Here is an 18,230-nt window from a genome sequence, read left to right as displayed (position 1 = left end):
AAGCTTTCCTTGTCGAGAGAACGCGGCCGATGGTCTGGTCGTTGTGATGCAGTGAACGATGCATTGGACTGTACCTCGGCCGCTTCTGTCTGTCTGATTTCATGGTGAGCGTTGTGCGGTCAGGCGGCAGCCGTCATGCTGGCGTGCTGGAAGGTTTCGATTCCAGTGCGCACGAGCTGGGCGTCGAGACCGAGCGCCCAGGCAGCCGCGACGGCGGCCAGTACGGATGCTGCAACCGACGGCTGGCTGGCTGAATCGGCATACGGACCGGCAACGGTTTCTTCTGCGCCGGTAGCCAGAATGATCTGGCCGTTGCGCACGAACACACTGCGACCGTTTCGGGCACGATGTTCGGTGATGACGGGTTCGTCGGGCGATACTGCAAAGAAGATCACTTCGCCATCGCACAACGATGCCAGTTCGGCCACGCGCGCATCGGCAGCATTCAGTACCGCGACGCCGTCCGGCAGCACGAGATCGACCTGCGTGCGTGTGACGCGTGCCATCTGGTCGGCATCGTCGATGTAGAACTTCGGCAGACGATGATCCGGATCGATATTTGTGACCACGCCGACCTGACAGCGGTCGTAGGCGAGGCCTTCGGACAGGATGGCTTCTGCACCGTTTTCGCAAATAGCGGTTTCGACCATGCGATTCATCAATACCTGATGCGCGGCGCGCCAGTTCGCGCTGTCGCGCTTGACGACCTGGCGTTCATGCAGGAACAGGCCGTCGCGGCAGGCGAGGCCGACGTATGTGCCTTGCAGGTGCAGCAGCCATGCGATCAAACGTGCAGTCAATGTGGTGCCGTGCGAACCGGTGACGCCGACGACCGGGATGCGGCCGGTTTCGGTTTCTGCAAACAGGTGATCGACGATGGCGCGCCCGACCGGGCGTGGCACGCCGCTGGCCGGTTTCAGGTGCATCAGCAGGCCGGGGCCGGCGTTGACTTCAACGATGGCAGCGCCTTGCTCGGCCAGCGGCCGAGAAATATCTTCGGCAACCAGGTCGATGCCCGCGATGTCGAGTCCGACCACGCGGGCGGCCAGCGATGCCGTGGCGGCGACGCTTGGATGAACCAGATCGGTGACATCGAAAGCGACGTTGCCGTGGCGCTGCACGAGGACTTCCTTGCCGGCAGGCGGAACCGATTCGGTGGTATAGCCCTGGCGCGACAGTTCGAGCAGGATGACGCCCGGGTCGTCGGCTTCATCGATCAGCAGCAGGTTCAGCGGGCAGTCCTCACCGGAACCGCGGCGCGGATCGCTGTTGAGTTGCGAGTTGATCAGCTCGGCGATGGTCGATTTGCCGTCGCCCACGATGGATGCCGATTCGCCGCGTGCGGCGGCAACCAGCTTGCCGCCGATAATCAGCAGGCGATGTTCGTTGCCGCGAATGAAGCGTTCGACGATGACTTCGCTGCCTTCGCGATCGGCCAGTTCCCAGGCTGCTTCGACTTCGGCTTGCGTATTCAGATTGGTGGAAACGCCGCGACCGTGGTTGCCGTCGGACGGTTTGACGACGATCGGCAGGCCGATGTCTTGCGCAGCTTCCCATGCGTCGGCGGCACTGTCGACCACGCGGCCTTCCGGAACCGGAATGCCGCAGGACGCCAGCAGGCTTTTGGTCAGTTCCTTGTCACCGGCGATGCTTTCGGCGATGGCACTGGTCTGGTCGGTTTCGGCAGTCCAGACGCGACGCTGCCTGGCGCCGTAACCGAGCTGGACCAGATTGCCGTCATTTAGGCGCAGCGACGGAATCTTGCGGTCGATGGCGGCATCGACGATGCAGGCGGTGCTGGGGCCGAGGGCGACGTCTTCATGGATTGCGCGCAGTTTGTCGACGGTGCCCTGCACGTCGAACGGCTTGTCTTCGATGGCGGCCATCACCAGATCGCGGGCGGCGACGAGGGCGGCGCGGCTGACTTCTTCGTAGCGGGCGCGAACCACGACTTTATAGACACCGCGTTTGGAGGTCTCGCGCGCCTTGCCGAAACCGCTCTGCATGCCGGCCAGATTCTGCAGTTCGATCATCACGTGTTCCATGATGTGACCGGGCCAGGTTCCCTCGCGCAGGCGCATCAGGAAGCCGCCGCGTTCGCCGACGCCACAGTGATGTTCGATCAGGCTGGGCAGGAATGCGACCAGACGCTCGTAGAAACCGGGAATGGTGTTGGATGGCGAATCTTCCAGTTCACCGATATCGACCCATGCCTCCAATGCCGGTCGATACGTCCAGATATTCGGTCCCCGCAGACTCATCACATCGATGATCTCGATGGTTTTGTTGTTCATCAGATAATGAAATCGATTATGGAAGCCAAAATGGATTTGGCTGAAAAAGGACACTAACGCGCTTGCTATTCTTTCGGTTTACACGGAAGCCGATTAATTTTTTACGCGTGGCCGAATGATACTAGCAATCCCCGTTTGGATATACTTGCCGCCACTTGAAAATAAACGCTTATCCTGAATACAACAGCATGAATTTCTGCTTTTCCAGAATTGCGCACCTGCCTTGATGAAAAACGCTCCACACTCTTCCCCGACAGCAGGAAATACCATCTCGCCGGCATGGCAGGATGTCCAGGCCCAATTGGGCGAGGGCGAAACCATTCTTGCCCGGCTGGAACTGGACCTCGATCCGGGGCTGCATTTCACGCCGGGCATTCTCGTCCTGACCAGTTTGCGTCTGTTGACGCGCTACCGCGATAGCGACTGGCAAAGCTGGACCTGCACGTCCGAGCTGGTATTGCGCCATCACGATCATGCCGGCGTCGGCACGCTGGAATTGCTCGACAGCGCATCGCGACGGGCATTGTGGCGCTACACGCTGGGCCACAACCCGGATGCATTGCACCTGATCGCCGAATTCGAGGCGCTCGGCAAACGGCTCACATCGGGCGTACCGGCCGAAACACGGCAGGCAATCGAGGAAGAGGAAGACGGCGACGAAGACGATGCGGAAGTTGCCGAAGAACAGGCACCGCCGGCTGCGCTGTTCCGTCTTTGGCGTTTCGCCAAGCCTTACAAGGGGCAGTTGATTCTCGGCTTCATCCTGACGCTGCTGTCGACCGCCGCGACGCTGGTGCCGCCGTACCTGACGCTGCCGCTGATGGATAACGTGCTGATTCCGTATCAGAACGGCGCGCCGATCGATACCGATCTGGTCAGCCTGTATCTCGGCGGGTTGTTTGCATCGGCGCTGGTGGCGTGGGGGCTGGGCTGGATGCGCACGTACATCCTGGCGCTGGTCAGCGAACGCATCGGCGCCGATCTGCGCACCACGGCCTACGAACATCTGCTGAAACTGTCGCTCGAATATTTCGGCGGCAAACGCACCGGCGACCTGATGACGCGCATTGGTTCCGAAACCGATCGCATCTGCGTATTCCTGTCGCTGCATCTGCTGGATTTCGCGACCGACGTGCTGATGATCGCGATGACGGCCGGCATCCTGATTTCAATCAATCCGTGGCTGGCACTGGTGACCTTGCTGCCGTTGCCGTTCATCGCATGGATGATTCACGTCGTGCGCGACAAGTTGCGTAACGGTTTCGAGAAAGTCGATCGCATCTGGTCGCAAGTCACCAACGTGCTGGCCGATACGATTCCGGGCATTCGCGTCGTGAAAGCCTTCGCGCAGGAAAAACGCGAAGCCGCACGCTTTCGCGATGCCAACCAGCACAATCTGCAGGTCAACGATCGCGTCAACAAGGTGTGGTCGCTGTTTTCGCCAACGGTGACCTTCCTGACCGAAATCGGCTTGCTCGTCGTGTGGGCGGTCGGTATCTGGCAAGTGTCGCGCGGGTTGATCACGGTCGGTGTGCTGACTGCCTTCCTCGCCTACATCAGCCGCTTCTACACGCGTCTGGATTCGATGAGCCGCATCGTGTCGGTGACGCAAAAGGCGGCGACCGGTGCCAAGCGCATCTTCGACATTCTCGATCATGTTTCCAGCGTGCCGGAAGCCATCAATCCGATGAAGCTGGACAAGGTGAAAGGTGAAATCACGATCAACAACATCGGCTTCCGTTACGGCAATCGTTCGGTGATTCGCGGCCTCGACCTGCACATTCGTCCGGGCGAAATGATCGGCCTGGTCGGTCACAGCGGTTCGGGCAAGAGCACGCTGGTCAATCTGATCTGCCGTTTCTACGACGTGTCGCAAGGGTCGATCATGGTCGATGGCATTGATATCCGCTCGGTCGCAATTCCGGAATATCGCCGCAACATCGGTCTCGTGCTGCAGGAGCCGTTCCTGTTTTTCGGCACGATTGCCGACAACATCGCCTACGGCAAACCGGATGCGACGCGCGAAGAAATCATCGCTGCCGCACGTGCCGCCAACGCGCATGAATTCATCCTGCGTCTGCCGCACGGCTACGACTCGATGGTCGGCGAACGCGGACAAACGCTGTCCGGTGGCGAACGTCAGCGCATCTCGATTGCACGTGCGCTGCTGATCGATCCGCACATCCTGATTCTCGATGAAGCGACATCGTCGGTCGATACCACGACCGAACGCGAGATTCAGAAAGCGCTCGACAACCTGGTGAGCGGTCGCACCACGATCGCGATTGCGCACCGTCTTTCCACCTTGCGTCGTGCCGACCGCATCGTCGTGATGGATCGCGGCCAGATCGTCGAGATCGGTTCGCATGAAGAACTGCTGGCGCGGCAAGGCGCGTATTACAAGCTGTATCAGGCACAGGCGCGTCAGGCAGAGAACGATCTGCTGGAAGATGCGGCACTGCTGAATGGAGGCAATGCATGAGCGACTTTCAACCCGGCTTTCAACTGACCCGCAACGCGTTTGCCAAACTGACGTTTACCGGCGCCGACGGCATCGTGCACGAAGGCGTGGTGCCGGTGCGCGCGTTTCCGATCGCTGCACCGGAAACCGGCATCGCCATCGTCAGCGCCGACGGTCACGAGCTGGCGTGGATCGACCGACTGGACGATCTGCCGGAAACGTTGCGCGCATTGGTGCAGGAAGAACTGGCGAACCGCGAATTCCTGCCGGAGATCCAGCGCATCAAGCACGTCTCCGCCTTTGCCTCACCCAGTACGTGGCAGGTGGTGACGACACGCGGTGATGCCACGCTGGTGCTGAAGGGCGAGGAAGACATTCGGCGTATCGGTGAATCGTCATTGATGATTGCCGACATGCATGGCGTGCAGTTCCTGGTCCGCGACCTGAAAAAACTCGACAAGCCGAGTCGCAAATTGCTGGATCGTTTCCTGTAGTCGAATTGCCGAGCGCGATCGCCGATTCGGCATCGTGTATTGTCATGTTTCGTCCAAAAGGAGCTGCGATGTCCGATCAAGTGCGGGACCGTCTTCCCGCGGTTTTACGTCATCTGTCGCTGCCCGTCATGGCCGCGCCGATGTTCATTGCCAGTGGCCCCGCACTGGTCGCCGCGCAATGCAAGGCCGGCATCGTCGGCGCTTTCCCTGCACTGAATGCGCGTCCGGCAGAAATGCTCGATAGCTGGTTGACAGAGATCAGGGACGAACTCGCCGCGTTTCAGCAAGCGAATCCATCGGCGACCATCGGGCCGATCGCCGTCAACCAGATCGTCCATCAATCCAATGACCGTCTCGCACACGACGTCGAAGTGTGCGTCAAACATCGCGTGCCCATCATCATCTCGTCATTACGCGCGCCACCGCGCGAGATGATGGATGCGATTCATGCTTACGGCGGTATCGTGCTGCACGACATCATTTCCCTGCGCCATGCGGAGAAGGCGCTGGAAGCAGGTGTCGACGGCTTGATCCTGGTGGCGGCAGGAGCCGGTGGACATGCGGGTTTGCTGTCGCCGTTCGCACTGGTTGGCGAAGTGCGCAAACTGTTTGACGGCCCGATCGCGTTGTCCGGTTCCATCGCGACCGGCGACGCGGTGCTGGCGGCGCAGGCGATGGGTGCCGACTTTGCCTACATCGGCACGCGCTGGCTGGCCGCGCAGGAAGCGAATGTGGCACCTGCGTATCGCGACGCCATCGTCGCATCGACGGCCGCCGATGTGGTCTATACCAACCTGTTCACCGGCGTGCACGGCAACTACCTGCGCGCGTCGATCGTCAATGCCGGGCTTGATCCCGACAACCTGCCCGTCGCAGACAAATCGAAAATGAATTTCGGTTCCGGCGGCGCCAGCAAGGCGAAGGCATGGCGCGACATCTGGGGCGCGGGGCAGGGCGTCGGCCTGATCGACGATGCGCCAAGTGTGGCCGATATCGTGCGACGACTGACCGTCGAATACAACGCGGCGAAAGCGCGTCTGGCAATTTGACGATACTCAATTGCGACAAATGAAAAGGCCGTTCCCTTTTCGGAAAACGGCCTTCGTCATTTACGAGGTTGAACGCGGCGTCAGAAGCCCATGCCCTCACCCATGCCGAGCAGCGTTACAACGCCGAGAATCGCGAAAATCACCGCGGCAATCCGATGCACCAGTGTCACCGGCATGCGACCGGCCAGCTTGTTGCCGCAATACACTGCCGGCACATTCGCCAGCATCATGCCGGACGTGGTACCCGCCAGTACCGGCCAGAACGCGTGGAATTTTGCTGCCAGCGCAATGGTCGCGACCTGCGTCTTGTCACCCATTTCCGCCAGGAAGAAGGCGATCAGCGTCGTCATGAACACACCGTACCTTGCGAATTTGGTATCGCCCTCATCGAGCTTGTCCGGGATCAGCGTCCAGCCCGCCATCAGCAGGAACGAGATGCCGAGTATCCAGCGCAACACTTCGGGTCCGAGAACCGTCGTGATCCAGGCGCCAACGGCCGCGGCGAAGGCGTGATTGAACAATGTCGCAACCAGAATGGCCGCGGCGATCGGTAACGGTTTGCGGAATTTTGCGGCGAGGAGAAAAGACAGCAGTTGCGTCTTGTCGCCGATTTCAGCGAGGGCGACGATGCCGGTCGATACGAAGAAGGATTCCATCGGGGTAAGACTTTCCTGGGCCGGACGAATAACCAAAGACCAAACAACGACTCCGGCCCAAAGCAAGTCGTCAGTTTGATCAATGGTCTCGCCAAGTCTTTCGACTATCTGCACCATGGCCTGCGGGCCAAGAATGTTGACGCAGATTCCCTTGTTGCCAAAGGCCGGCTACTCCCCAATGTTCGGTCGCCATCATAACAGAATCGCCCGGCGTCGCGAATCGTTTCGGGCGGGGAATTTTCTCTTGTTCTTTTACTCATACCAGATGAGCGACATGCAACGTTGCATGCGGTCAGGAATTTTACGCAGGCAATATATGAGGAGAACAGAGATGAAATCGACCATGAAGGAAGCGCATGTCAATACCGACAAGCAACATGACAAGACGGAAGAAACGCAGCATGCGGATGAACTGAAGTCTTCGCCGCGTCTGCCCCACGAGCGGGACGAATCGTTCGACCAGCAGAGCGATGCTGGCGGAGAGGTGCGCCAGAGCATCAAACAGGCGCACGATGATATCCAGGAAGGCCAACTCGATACCGATCGTCGCGGCATGCCCGGCGTGGAAGAAGTACGGCGCGACGATCCGGACGCCACGCAGAAGAAGGTGCCGGCATCGTCGCACATGCCTTCGAGCACACCGAAGAAATGAATTATTCTTGATGCGAAGAACAAAAAGCCCTCGTCACGAGGGCTTTTTTATGTCGGAGTCGGACGATGGTCTCAAACGAATCAGTCCGACACGCGCACATCACCCGACGCCGCCGAGCGGGTGCCGGGCAACGGCTGGTTGCTGCAGCCGTGATAGGCGAAAGCGACCGATGTCTTGACCTTGTCGGATGTGTTGACGCCAGCCGCGTGGAACAGCAGGCTGTGGAAGAACACGACATCACCCTGGTGCAGTTCGACGGCGGTTCCTTGCTGGAACAGTGCCTGGTTTTCCGGGTGTTCGGGGCGCAGGAATAGCAATTCGTCGAGTCGATCCGGTGCAATCGTCAAACGGTGCGAGCCGGGAATGAAACGTAGGCTGCCATTGCTTGTCACCTCGTCGCCAAGCGCCAGCCACACGCAAACCAGATCCGGCTGCGTGAACGACCAGTAGCGGATATCGCGATGCCAGCCGGTCGCCGTGCCGTATTGCGGATGCTTAGTCATCACGCAGTTGTGATGTGCCAGTGTCAGGCATACCGGTTCGCCGAACAGCTGATGTACCTTGCCGACCACGCGTGGATCTTCCGCCCAGGCGCGAAAGCAATCGTCGCGATCGTAGGCGCCGCGCAAGCGCCGCACGGTGCGACCGCCTTCGGCTTCGAGCGATGCCGGCGCACCTGCATAGCCGAGTTCCGCCTCGTACTCCAGCGGCTGTTGCGCTTCCTGCAATTGCCGTTTCGCCACCTTCAGCATCCGTTCGCAGGATGCGGTATCCAGCATGTTCCTGAAAACCAGATAGCCGTCCTTCTCGAATTGTGCGACCTGCGCAGCCGACAAGGCGGGTTCCGTTGCGTTGGTGGTGTTGCCCATGATTTTTGATGCGTGCGATGGAAGACGGTCAGTGTAACGCCGATTTTTTCAGCGTGCTGACCGGGAAAATCCTGTTTGTGCTTTCAGTCCGCTGCAGGCGCTTCGTCCTCGGTACTTTCGTTCCTCGCGGTTGCCGTCGGCGATACCGCGATGCGATTGCGGCCCTTGGCTTTTGCCTGATACAGCGCCTTGTCGGCACGTGTGAAGAAGTCGGCTGGCGTTTCCTCGCGTGCGTATTCGGCGATGCCGAGGCTGGCGGTCAGCAGAATGTCGCCGCCGCGCAGCGCGAAGTCGTGATTGGCAATGGTCTGCCGCATTTTTTCTGCAATCGCAATGGCTTGCTGCAACGGGCAATCTTTCAGCAGCACGAGAAATTCCTCGCCGCCCCAGCGGGCGACGATGTCGTTGTCGCGCACGGCACCTTTTGTGATGGTGGCGATTTCCTGCAGGATGCGGTCGCCGGCCAGATGACCGTGATTGTCGTTGACCAGCTTGAAGTAATCGATGTCGAACAGGACTGCGCAAAGCGGGCTGCCGCGCCGTTCGCTATCGAGTATCGCCTGCTGGAAAATCATCTCGAACGCCTGACGATTCAACAAGCCGGTCAGCGTGTCGGTACCCGCGATGGTTTCCATCAGCTGCTGCGAACGATTCACGATGAACAGCACGATGCTGAGGATCAGTAGCGTCACGAGCGCGCTGATTGCGATGTTGATGTAAAGAATGCGCTGCAACGGAACCACATCGTCCGTGATGTCCTGTTCCACCAGCAGATACCAGTCGAGTTCCGGAATGAAGCGGGAACTCAGCAAAATCGTTGTGTCGTTGCGCGTGTATTCCAGCTGCGTCGGCGTGATGCTCTTGTTCAGAATCTGTTTGGAGATGGCAGAAATGCCGGGCAGTCTGGTGATCGAACCATGCACGTCCTTCATCGATTTTCCGGTCATCTTGATGATGCCGTCGCGATCGACGAAGAAAATCGTGCGATGAAAACGTGTCTGGTAACTGTCGAGAATGTCGGTCATCGTGTCGAGCGTAAGACCTACGCCTGTTGCGCCGATGAAGTTGCCCTCGTAATCGAACACGCGATGGTTGATGAAGATCGTCATCGCGTCGCGGTTGGCCATGTCGATATCGACATTGGTTTCATAGTCGGTCTTCATGTCCCGCACGCGGTAGTACCACGCATCCCGCGGCTCCTTTTCCGCGACTGTTTTCAGCAAGCCGTCCGCATAGTAATAACGACGCGTGCCTTCCGATACGAGAAAGCTGCTGATCGTGTTGTATTTTTCCTTGACCTGCTTCAGGTAGCGGGCGATCTGGTCCGTGTCCTTTTCACCGTTGATCATCCAGTCGCGCAGGAAGGTATCGCTCGCCATCAGCGACGAAATGAAAACCGGCCGCAGGATGTCCTTCTGGATTTCGGAATAGATGTTGTCGCTGGTCAGTGGCAGCGCTTGCTCGACAACGCGCTGGCGGATGGTGTCGCGCGAGACAATATAGCTGGCGATGCTGGTGGTCAGGAAGCCGGCAACCAGCAGCAGGCTGATCCAGGTGAGCAGACGGTATTTTTCCGGAAGAGTGCGCATACGTTCGAGAAAGGAATCAGCTGCAGAAAACAGTGCGCGCACGGAGGAGCGGCATTCTTTCGGCATCGCGCATTATAAGGAGGACGGCTTGCGCGATGTTGAAAATTTGTGCAGCGTGTTGCCCCGGGATACCCGTCAGCCGGGCAATCCGTCCGGGATGTAGTGGTTGCCGGCGGCGTTCCATTTCTCGACATGCCACTTCCAGTGGATGCGGCCGGTCACGTTACCGTTTTCGTCCAGCCCTTCGACCGGTCCGTGGAACACGGCAAACATCACGCCCCCGTTCGGGCTGACCGGCTGATGCACGGCACCCTCGTTTTCCCACAGATAGCTGCCTGCATCGAAGCGCGTGTCCGGATCGTCCTTGTAATGAAAGCCGCCTTCTAGCATGTAGCCTTCAACTGCGCCGACATGACGATGGATGGGAGCTTCCGCACCGGCTTCGAACCTGATCAGCAACGCGAAGCCGCCGGTCGATGCATTTGCGTGCAGCAGCTTGAACTGCGCGCCCGGCATCGCCCAATCGAGCCATTCCATCTTGTCGGAACGGCAGGTGAAGAGTGTATCGAGGGGCATGTGTGAAGAAATATTGGTCATGGCATCAGGAAAGCGAAGGAATGCGGAGTGCATCGGGGACTGTGGCCACCGAAAGCATTCACATATAATAAAAATTCTATAACGATAGCCAACATCATGACGCGTATCTGCCCGAAGTGTTCGTACATCCGCAAACCGACTGACGAGGCGCCGGAATGGCAATGTCCGTCCTGTCAGGTGGCATACATCAAGGCAAGTGGCGAACCGGTCTCGACGAACTATGGCCGCTATGGCGCGCCTGTCATCAAAAGCAAACCGGCGTCATCGGGCGCGTTGAAATGGGTAATTCTAATTGCTGTCGTCGGTGTCGCTGTCATGCTCGGAAAACCGTTGCTGTCCCACAAGCAGCCGGTTGCGGCGGACGCATCGATTAGCCAGCCCGAAGTGACATTGTATGCGACCGAGTGGTGCGGTTATTGTGCGGCTACACGTGAGATGTTCGACAAGAACGGGATTGCTTACAAAGAACTGGACGTGGAAAAGAGTACGGCCGGTTATGAAGGTCACAAGAAATTGAACGGGAACGGCGTGCCGTTGATCGTCATCGGTGATGAAGTCATTCGTGGCTATAACGAAGAAAAAATTCGCTCCAGCCTGCAGCCGTGGTTCCATCGCGATAAACAGGGCGTGTGATACTGACGAGCCAGCAAGAGCAAAAGAGTAAAGGATTGATCCAATGCGTACGACAAAACTTCCTTCCGGCGAAGCCGTTCCCGTCCTCGGGCAAGGTACCTGGTACATGGGCGACGAGCCGCGCCGCCGCGCCGATGAAATCGCGACGCTGCGGCAAGGTCTCGATCTTGGCATGACGCTGGTCGATACAGCGGAAATGTACGGCGACGGTGCGGCGGAAAAACTGGTCGGCGAGGCAATCGCCGGTCGTCGCGATGAGGTCTTCCTCGTCAGCAAGGTGCTGCCGAGCAATGCGTCGCGCAGCGGCACGATTGCCGCATGCGAGCGCAGCCTGCGTCGCCTTGGCACCGATCGCATCGATCTTTATCTGTTGCACTGGCGCGGTCGCACGCCATTCGCCGAAACCATTGCGGCGTTCGAAGCGTTGCAGGATGCGGGCAAGATCCGGCACTGGGGCGTCAGCAACATGGATGTTTCCGACATGCAGGAACTGTTGCGTGCGCCGGGCGGCGATGCGGTCGCGACCAATCAGGTGCTGTACAACCTGACGCGGCGCGGCATTGAATACGATCTGTTGCCGCAGGCGCAGCAACGCGGTTTGCCGCTGATGGCGTATTCGCCGATCGAACAGGGCCGGCTCGCCGATTATCCGGAACTGGAAGAGATTGCCGAACGGCAGGGCGTGACGGCGGCGCAGGTTGCGCTGGCGTGGGTGTTGCGTCAGCAGGGCGTGATTGCGATTCCCAAAGCGTCTCGGCCGGAACATGTGAAACTGAATCGCGCTGCACTTGATCTGAAACTGACGCAGGAAGATCTGGATGCACTCGACGATGCGTTCACGCCGCCATCGGGTCCTGAGCCGCTGGAAATGATCTGACGTTCGATTGACGTTTGGTTACGCTGAATATGCGCCGCTTCGCCGGCGCATTTTTTAATCCGATTCGACCTTGACGGCGCCGCGCAGCAGATCGACCGCCTGCTTGCAGAATTCTTCCGCTTCACGGACTTTCATGCGCACGACCAGCGTGACGGCATCTCCGTACTGCGCATCGCAGACAATCGCATCGTGCTGTTCGCAATGACGACGCAGTGTCGACTCGTCGGCAAATTGCAGGATAAAGCGTCGATTGCACATGGGTTTGACTGGCGCCAGTTCGGCCGTTTTCACCGCTTCTGAAATGGCCTGACCATAGGCGCGCGTCAGGCCGCCGGCACCCAGCTTGATGCCGCCCCAGTAGCGCACGACCACCGCCAGCACGTTGAACAGTTCCTTGTGCACCAGCACGTTGTACATCGGTCGCGCCGCTGTGCCGGATGGTTCGCCATCATCGTCCAGCCCCGAATCGCCATCGCACATCAGCACCCAGCAAAAATGCACGGCGTTCGGATGCTGCACGCGCAATTCGGCCAGTTTTGCCTGCGCTTCGGCGCGCGTCGTCAACGGATACAGCAGAGCGATGAAGCGACTCTTCTTGATCTCGATTTCGGCAGAAGCGGGAGCGGCGAGCTGATACATGACGATGGGAAAAGCGGCGAAGACGCGATGATAAGCCATCCGCCATCTTTGCAGCCCGTGCGATTCATGCCGCAAGCGTCGTGACTGCGCAATTGATCAGGGCGCCGCCGGCAACCAGCCAGCCGAACAGCAAGGCGGCAAGAATCAGCGGTTTGAGGCCGGCGCGGCGGATTGCGGAAAGATGTGTCGTCAATCCGAGTGCGGCCATCGACATCGTCAGCAGCCAGGTATCGATCGCGGTAGCGTCGCGATGGAAGTCAGCCGACAGCGGCATCACCGTATTCAATCCCACGATCAGCAGAAAGGCAAAGGCGAACCACGGAATCGTTACGCGGGAAGCCTTGCCGTCGTCGCCGTCATGCGCTGCATTGCGGCGCATCCAGACAGACAGCGCGAGCAGAAACGGCGCCAGCATCATCACCCGCACCAGCTTCGCAATGACGGCACTATCGGCGGCCTGCGGACTGATGGAGCGCGCGGCAGCCAGTACTTGCGCCACCTCGTGCACCGTCGATCCGATGTAAATGCCGAAACCGGACATATCGGCAGGCAACAGGTGCCAGTTCAGATTCCACTGATACAGCAGCGGATAAACGACGATCGCCAGCGTGCCGAACACCACCACGGTGGAAACCGCAACCGTCACCTGCTCCGCACGTGCCTTGACGACCGGTTCCGTCGCCATCACTGCCGCCGCACCGCAGATCGCACTGCCTGCACCGATCAACACGGAAGTGTGACGATCCAGTCCCAGTACTTTTTGACCGAGCAACAACGCCAGCGCGAAAGTTGACGTCAGCACCAGCGCATCGATGACGACGCCGGCCGTGCCGACATGGGCGACATCATGGAAGGTCAGGCGAAAACCGTACAGCACAATGCCGGCGCGCAGCAGGGTCTGTTTGGAAAACGACACGCCGGGTCCGCAATATACGGCGATGCGCGGATAAATCGTGTTCCCGAGCAGGATCCCGAGCAGGATCGCGACGATCAGTGCGCTCAGTCCATGCGACTGCAGCCAGGGCAGATCGCCCAGCGTAATCGACACCATGGCAATGGCTGCACTCAATGCCAGGCCGGACACGCAATGCAATGCACGCGTGCCGACACTGTTGCGGTCGAAGATCAGGTTGGAAGAATGCATGACGTCTCCGATAGCGGCGGATAGCCGCGAGTTGGAGACAGTCTATGGAATGCCATTTAATTGATAAAACGATTTGTTTATCTATAATCGACCATAAAAACAGGTAAATAGACATGGAGCATCGGTATGCGTCTCACCTTGCGTCAATTGCAAATCTTTCTGGCGGTCGCCGATCGTGGCAGCACCATGGCCGCCGCCGAGGCGGTGGCGCTGTCGCAATCGGCCGCCAGCGCAGCATTGAATGAACTGGAAAGTCTGCTCGGCATACATCTGTTCGATCGCGTCGGCAAACGGCTGATCATCAACGACAACGGCCGCATGCTGTTACCGCAAGCGCGCCAGATGCTGGATGCTGCGGCGACGATCGAGGAGCAGTTCCACCAACCCGATGCCGCTGCTGCGAGTGGCTTGCATATCGGCGCCAGCACGACCATCGGCATTTACCAGTTGCCGCGCATGCTCGCGCATTTTGCGCAGATGCCGACACCGGCGGCACCACAGGTGACGATTGCCAACACGCGCGACGTAGCAGCCGCGGTGGCGGCTTTCGACGTCGATATCGGCCTGATCGAAGGTCCCTGTCATGAAGCGGAATTACATGCGGAACCCTGGATGACCGACGAACTGGTCGTGGTGTGCGCACCGCATCATCCGTTTGCGGGTCGGGATGGCAAGGTTCCGCTGGCCGATTTGCGACAGGCCGGCTGGCTGTTGCGGGAACCCGGTTCGGGTACGCGTGAAGCGGTCGAACATGCATTGCTGCCGCATCTGCACATGCTGCAATCCGCTGGTGAGTTCAGCAATTCGGAGGCGATCAAGCATGCGGCGGCGGCGGGGCTCGGGCTGGCTTGCCTGTCGCGACTGGTGGTGGCGGATCTGGTGGACACCGGCCGACTGGTTGAATTGCGTACGACCTTGCCGCGTTTGCAACGTCATTTCTATCTGATTGTTCGAAAAAACAAGCTGCTGTCTGCGCGGCTGGAATTTTTCATGCAGTTTTGCCGGCAGTGGGCCGGTTGAGCAGCAGATGTAAAGAATTCGTTAAATGTTTCTGCCAATTCATCAAGTCATTCACAAAGTTGCCGATAAATAACTTCTATGCCGCTCCCCCGCAAGAGAGCAAGGCGGGCGTCACGGCGTTGTCATAAGGGCCGAACGTCCGGGTAAGCAGGGCAGGATCGCCATTGTTTGTTAACCCTATGAAAGACACGTTCAAATGAAAAATCTTAAAATCGGCCAACGCCTGGCCCTGAGTTTCGGTAGTGTCGTCGTCGTACTGATCATCCTTGCAACAGTCGCTTTCTCCCGCATCGAACGCCTTGACCAGGCGATCACTCTGACCAACGAAGATCGTTATCCGAAAACGGTCCACGCCCACACCATCAAGGACGAACTCAACGAAACCGCGCGCAACATGCGCAATGCATTGCTGATGACGAACCCGGCCGAGATCAAGACCGAGCTCGACAACATCGGCCAGAGTTCGGACGTCATTTCCAAATCGCTCGGTGAACTCGATCGCACCATCCAGTCGGAAGAGGGACGTCGTCACATGACGACGCTGGTCGAGGCGCGCAACCAGTTTGCGCCGCTGAAGGACAAATTCGTCACGCTGATGCGTGACGGCATGAAAGAGGAGGCGCTGGTACTGCTGTTCGCAGAGTTGCGACCAGCGCAACTGGCGTACATGACCGGACTCGACAAGCTGGTGGATTTCCAGTCAGGTCTCATGACCAAGGCAGGCGATGAGGCACACGATATGGCGAATCAGGCACAGACGCTGGTCGGTGTGTTGTCGCTGATCGCAGTTGCCATCAGCCTGATTCTCGCATTTCTTGCCACGCGCAGCATTACGCGTCCGCTCAGCCAGGCAGTCGGATTGGCGCGCAAGGTGGCGGATGGCGATCTGACGGGCACGATTACCGTCACATCGAAAGATGAAACCGGTCAGTTGCTGCAAGCGCTGAAGGACATGAACGAAAGTCTGGTGAAGATCGTTTCGCAGGTCCGGGTCGGTACCGACACGATCGCCACTGCATCGACGCAGATCGCCACCGGCAATCTGGACCTGTCGTCGCGTACCGAACAGCAGGCCAGTTCGCTGGAAGAAACGGCGTCGTCGATGGAAGAACTGACGTCGACCGTCAAGCAGAACGCCGACAACGCGCGCCAGTCGAATCAACTGGCAATGACGGCGTCCGAAGTCGCCGTGCGCGGTGGCGATGTCGTCTCGCAGGTCGTCGACACCATGGGTTCGATCAACGATTCCGCCAGCAAGATCGTCGACATCATCGGCGTCATCGACGGCATTGCTTTCCAGACCAACATCCTGGCGCTGAACGCCGCGGTGGAAGCCGCACGGGCCGGCGAACAAGGCCGCGGTTTTGCCGTGGTCGCCTCGGAGGTGCGTACGCTGGCGCAACGTTCTGCCAGTGCCGCGAAGGAAATCAAGCTGCTGATCAACGACTCGGTCGACAAGGTCGCTATCGGTTCGCGCCTGGTCAACGATGCGGGCGACACGATGAAGGAAGTCGTCGAAAGCGTGCGCCGCGTTACCGACATCATGGCCGAGATCACCGCTGCCAGCCAGGAACAGACCGATGGCATCGAGCAGATCAATCAAGCCGTCATGCAGATGGATCAGGTTACGCAGCAGAATGCCGCGCTGGTCGAGGAAGCCGCGGCCGCTGCCGAATCGCTGCAGGATCAGGCCAGCAATCTGTCGCATGTCGTCAGTGTCTTCAAGCTGGATGGCAATGCGGTCGTGATGCCGGCTTCTGCACCGAGGGCTGCGCCAAAGCCTGCGGCAAAAGCGCCGGCTGCACAACCTAGATTGAAATCCCTGCCGGCACGGACCGAACGGAAGGAACCGCAGACCGTCACCGCCGGTGGCGACGAATGGGAACAGTTCTGATACCGGACATCGATCCGGTTGAATCGAAAAAGGCCATGCAATTGCATGGCCTTTTTCATGGAGTGACGAACGCAGGATCGCCGTCGTTCAACAGCCGGACATTACCAGCGCAGCACGCGTGGACCGATCAACACACCGATGACAGTCGGAATCATGATGCCGACCAGATACCAGAAGCCGACAAAGGGCGCGGCAATTTCAGGGCAATGCAGCGAATACACCATGGTCGCTGCCGCACCGGCCGCAAAGCCGGCCGTCGCACCGGCCAGTCGCAACCGCACCGGCGCCAGATTGCGCATGATTTTCAGCACGGCGACAAACAACGGCATTGACAGCAAGGCGATCAGGAACGGGCAATAACGCCAGGTCTGTCCCCAGAAAAGCTGTGCACGTTCTCCCGGTGCTGCATGCATCAGGGAGATTGCGCCCACGATCCAGATCAACAGCACCGGCAAGGCGATCAACAACGGCAACATCGTGATGCGCGTGCCGGGCGTCGACAGGCGTGCAGAAGCAACCCAGCCCACGGCTGCAAGGCAGACAACGAAGGCAATCTTGATCCAGAACGCCGGCATCATGATCAGCTCGTTCAGGTTCGGCCGCATGCCGAGGAAAGTCAGCATCATTCCAATGCTTGCCAGAAAGCCGAACGAGACGAGCAGGACGAATCGCTGCACCGGCATCGCCGGGGCAGAGACGTCCGGCCCGCTGGCCAGCATGTTGATCAGGTCATCTGTTTTCATGATTCATCCCGCAATTTTGCCGCCAGCGTTTTCAGCCCGCGGTGGACCGCCACCTTGACGGAGGCCTCCGATATTTGCATTGCTGCAGCCGTTTCCCGAACCGACAAGCCATCCACTTTTGTGTGGAGGATCGCGATACGTTGTTGTTCCGGCAGCAGGTCCAGCACCTTGCCCAGATCGCGCCGGGCATCGCTGCTGTCCGTATCCGCGGTCGAAAACAATTCGTTCTCGTCATCCAGCGGATCGTTCAGCATTTCGTGGCGCGCATGACGACGCAGCCAGTCAATGAGTTTGTACTTCGCGATCGCGTGAATCCACGCAGTCAGGGGCGCGTTCCGGTCATAGGTCATCCGCTGGTTGTGAATGGCCAGCAATGCTTCCTGCACCAGATCCTCGACTTCATCCGGCCAGCGGTTGAGCCTGCGCCGCAAGAATGCACGGAGATGGGTCGTCGTCGCCTGCAAAAAATGACGGTAGGCAACCGCATCGCCATCCATCCCCTGCACCAGCAGAGTGCGCAGCTTCGACTCCGCCTCGCTGAGCGCAGGTCGCTGTTCTCCCTTATGTATTCGCTGCATCTGCACTTTCGGTTACGCCGTAACGTAAATAAATATTTGGG

General features: G+C 59.0%; 17 protein-coding genes and 1 riboswitch. Of the genes, 8 read left to right on the top strand and 9 right to left on the bottom strand.

Translation table 11 applies throughout. The features are described 5' to 3' along the window. Positions 1 to 119: 119 nt before the first annotated feature. Entirely contained in the window at positions 120 to 2,294 is a 2,175-nt protein-coding gene (gene cphA, locus VN114_RS09445) for a cyanophycin synthetase (protein ID WP_325514234.1), read from the bottom strand. Between the two features lie 226 nt (positions 2,295 to 2,520). Between cphA and VN114_RS09440 the strand changes: the two genes are divergently transcribed. The 3 genes from VN114_RS09440 (at position 2,521) to VN114_RS09430 (ending at position 6,298) form a co-directional block, all read left to right on the top strand. Then, positions 2,521 to 4,776, top strand: coding sequence for an ABC transporter ATP-binding protein (locus VN114_RS09440; protein WP_325514232.1), 2,256 nt, complete (start codon positions 2,521 to 2,523; stop codon positions 4,774 to 4,776). Further along, positions 4,773 to 5,249: a DUF1854 domain-containing protein gene (locus VN114_RS09435; protein ID WP_325514230.1), complete on the top strand. Its 477-nt coding sequence runs from the start codon at positions 4,773 to 4,775 to the stop codon at positions 5,247 to 5,249. The genes VN114_RS09440 and VN114_RS09435 overlap by 4 nt, the downstream gene beginning before the upstream one ends. A gap of 68 nt (positions 5,250 to 5,317) precedes the next feature. Next, a complete protein-coding gene (locus VN114_RS09430; protein ID WP_325514228.1) occupies positions 5,318 to 6,298 on the top strand; it encodes a nitronate monooxygenase family protein in 981 nt (326 codons plus the stop codon). Positions 6,299 to 6,378: 80 nt separating this feature from the next. Here VN114_RS09430 and VN114_RS09425 read toward each other — a convergent pair whose 3' ends face one another. After that, positions 6,379 to 6,954, bottom strand: coding sequence for a TMEM165/GDT1 family protein (locus tag VN114_RS09425; RefSeq protein ID WP_325514226.1), 576 nt, complete (start codon positions 6,952 to 6,954; stop codon positions 6,379 to 6,381). Positions 6,955 to 6,976: 22 nt separating this feature from the next. Next, positions 6,977 to 7,143, bottom strand: a riboswitch (yybP-ykoY riboswitch). 142 nt (positions 7,144 to 7,285) lie between these two features. Between VN114_RS09425 and VN114_RS09420 the strand changes: the two genes are divergently transcribed. Continuing rightward, on the top strand, positions 7,286 to 7,606 hold the full coding sequence (locus VN114_RS09420; protein WP_325514224.1) for a hypothetical protein: 321 nt from the start codon (positions 7,286 to 7,288) through the stop codon (positions 7,604 to 7,606). A gap of 80 nt (positions 7,607 to 7,686) precedes the next feature. Here VN114_RS09420 and VN114_RS09415 read toward each other — a convergent pair whose 3' ends face one another. The 3 genes from VN114_RS09415 to VN114_RS09405 all read right to left on the bottom strand — a co-directional run bounded on the left by VN114_RS09415 (position 7,687) and on the right by VN114_RS09405 (position 10,640). Continuing rightward, positions 7,687 to 8,475, bottom strand: coding sequence for a phytanoyl-CoA dioxygenase family protein (locus VN114_RS09415; RefSeq protein ID WP_325514222.1), 789 nt, complete (start codon positions 8,473 to 8,475; stop codon positions 7,687 to 7,689). An 83-nt stretch (positions 8,476 to 8,558) separates the two neighbouring features. Beyond that, the gene (locus tag VN114_RS09410; RefSeq protein WP_325514220.1) at positions 8,559 to 10,064 is read right to left on the bottom strand and encodes a sensor domain-containing diguanylate cyclase; all 1,506 of its coding nucleotides are present in this window, start codon (positions 10,062 to 10,064) and stop codon (positions 8,559 to 8,561) included. Positions 10,065 to 10,199: 135 nt separating this feature from the next. Continuing rightward, positions 10,200 to 10,640, bottom strand: a complete 441-nt coding sequence (locus tag VN114_RS09405; RefSeq protein WP_325514218.1) for a 2,4'-dihydroxyacetophenone dioxygenase family protein — start codon at positions 10,638 to 10,640, stop codon at positions 10,200 to 10,202. A gap of 117 nt (positions 10,641 to 10,757) precedes the next feature. Between VN114_RS09405 and VN114_RS09400 the strand changes: the two genes are divergently transcribed. After that, a complete protein-coding gene (locus VN114_RS09400) occupies positions 10,758 to 11,294 on the top strand; it encodes a glutaredoxin domain-containing protein (RefSeq protein WP_325514216.1) in 537 nt (178 codons plus the stop codon). Between the two features lie 43 nt (positions 11,295 to 11,337). Further along, positions 11,338 to 12,171 (top strand): aldo/keto reductase, encoded by an 834-nt coding sequence (locus tag VN114_RS09395; protein ID WP_325514214.1) that lies wholly within the window; start codon positions 11,338 to 11,340, stop codon positions 12,169 to 12,171. Positions 12,172 to 12,225: 54 nt separating this feature from the next. Here VN114_RS09395 and VN114_RS09390 read toward each other — a convergent pair whose 3' ends face one another. Then, entirely contained in the window at positions 12,226 to 12,849 is a 624-nt protein-coding gene (locus VN114_RS09390) for a YigZ family protein (RefSeq protein ID WP_325514212.1), read from the bottom strand. Positions 12,850 to 12,874: 25 nt separating this feature from the next. After that, the gene (locus tag VN114_RS09385; protein ID WP_325514211.1) at positions 12,875 to 13,954 is read right to left on the bottom strand and encodes a YeiH family protein; all 1,080 of its coding nucleotides are present in this window, start codon (positions 13,952 to 13,954) and stop codon (positions 12,875 to 12,877) included. Positions 13,955 to 14,080: 126 nt separating this feature from the next. Here VN114_RS09385 and VN114_RS09380 point away from each other — a divergent pair, with 126 nt between their 5' ends. Together VN114_RS09380 and VN114_RS09375 are read left to right on the top strand one after the other, a co-directional pair. Further along, entirely contained in the window at positions 14,081 to 14,974 is an 894-nt protein-coding gene (locus VN114_RS09380; protein WP_325514209.1) for a LysR family transcriptional regulator, read from the top strand. A 196-nt stretch (positions 14,975 to 15,170) separates the two neighbouring features. Beyond that, positions 15,171 to 16,868, top strand: a complete 1,698-nt coding sequence (locus tag VN114_RS09375; RefSeq protein ID WP_325514207.1) for a methyl-accepting chemotaxis protein — start codon at positions 15,171 to 15,173, stop codon at positions 16,866 to 16,868. Between the two features lie 101 nt (positions 16,869 to 16,969). Here the strand turns inward: VN114_RS09375 and VN114_RS09370 are convergent, their stop codons facing one another. Both VN114_RS09370 and VN114_RS09365 read right to left on the bottom strand, forming a co-directional pair. After that, a complete protein-coding gene (locus VN114_RS09370; RefSeq protein ID WP_325514205.1) occupies positions 16,970 to 17,611 on the bottom strand; it encodes a DUF1109 domain-containing protein in 642 nt (213 codons plus the stop codon). After that, the gene (locus VN114_RS09365) at positions 17,608 to 18,189 is read right to left on the bottom strand and encodes a sigma-70 family RNA polymerase sigma factor (RefSeq protein WP_325514203.1); all 582 of its coding nucleotides are present in this window, start codon (positions 18,187 to 18,189) and stop codon (positions 17,608 to 17,610) included. Before VN114_RS09365 ends, VN114_RS09370 begins: the two co-directional genes overlap by 4 nt. Positions 18,190 to 18,230 lie beyond the last annotated feature (41 nt).

This window comes from Oxalicibacterium sp., assembly GCF_035565035.1.
GTDB lineage: Bacteria > Pseudomonadota > Gammaproteobacteria > Burkholderiales > Burkholderiaceae_D > Oxalicibacterium.
Note: the sequence above shows the minus strand (reverse complement) of the source record. Positions and strands in the feature narration are given on the sequence as shown.

Excerpts from the sequence above, each read along its gene's own strand:
- cphA (WP_325514234.1), bottom strand. The coding sequence starts at position 2,294 with ATGAACAACAAAACCATCGAGATCATCGATGTGATGAGTCTGCGGGGA.
- VN114_RS09440 (WP_325514232.1), top strand. The coding sequence starts at position 2,521 with ATGAAAAACGCTCCACACTCTTCCCCGACAGCAGGAAATACCATCTCG.
- VN114_RS09435 (WP_325514230.1), top strand. The coding sequence starts at position 4,773 with ATGAGCGACTTTCAACCCGGCTTTCAACTGACCCGCAACGCGTTTGCC.
- VN114_RS09430 (WP_325514228.1), top strand. The coding sequence starts at position 5,318 with ATGTCCGATCAAGTGCGGGACCGTCTTCCCGCGGTTTTACGTCATCTG.
- VN114_RS09425 (WP_325514226.1), bottom strand. The coding sequence starts at position 6,954 with ATGGAATCCTTCTTCGTATCGACCGGCATCGTCGCCCTCGCTGAAATC.
- VN114_RS09420 (WP_325514224.1), top strand. The coding sequence starts at position 7,286 with ATGAAATCGACCATGAAGGAAGCGCATGTCAATACCGACAAGCAACAT.
- VN114_RS09415 (WP_325514222.1), bottom strand. The coding sequence starts at position 8,475 with ATGGGCAACACCACCAACGCAACGGAACCCGCCTTGTCGGCTGCGCAG.
- VN114_RS09410 (WP_325514220.1), bottom strand. The coding sequence starts at position 10,064 with ATGCGCACTCTTCCGGAAAAATACCGTCTGCTCACCTGGATCAGCCTG.
- VN114_RS09405 (WP_325514218.1), bottom strand. The coding sequence starts at position 10,640 with ATGCCCCTCGATACACTCTTCACCTGCCGTTCCGACAAGATGGAATGG.
- VN114_RS09400 (WP_325514216.1), top strand. The coding sequence starts at position 10,758 with ATGACGCGTATCTGCCCGAAGTGTTCGTACATCCGCAAACCGACTGAC.
- VN114_RS09395 (WP_325514214.1), top strand. The coding sequence starts at position 11,338 with ATGCGTACGACAAAACTTCCTTCCGGCGAAGCCGTTCCCGTCCTCGGG.
- VN114_RS09390 (WP_325514212.1), bottom strand. The coding sequence starts at position 12,849 with ATGGCTTATCATCGCGTCTTCGCCGCTTTTCCCATCGTCATGTATCAG.
- VN114_RS09385 (WP_325514211.1), bottom strand. The coding sequence starts at position 13,954 with ATGCATTCTTCCAACCTGATCTTCGACCGCAACAGTGTCGGCACGCGT.
- VN114_RS09380 (WP_325514209.1), top strand. The coding sequence starts at position 14,081 with ATGCGTCTCACCTTGCGTCAATTGCAAATCTTTCTGGCGGTCGCCGAT.
- VN114_RS09375 (WP_325514207.1), top strand. The coding sequence starts at position 15,171 with ATGAAAAATCTTAAAATCGGCCAACGCCTGGCCCTGAGTTTCGGTAGT.
- VN114_RS09370 (WP_325514205.1), bottom strand. The coding sequence starts at position 17,611 with ATGAAAACAGATGACCTGATCAACATGCTGGCCAGCGGGCCGGACGTC.
- VN114_RS09365 (WP_325514203.1), bottom strand. The coding sequence starts at position 18,189 with ATGCAGCGAATACATAAGGGAGAACAGCGACCTGCGCTCAGCGAGGCG.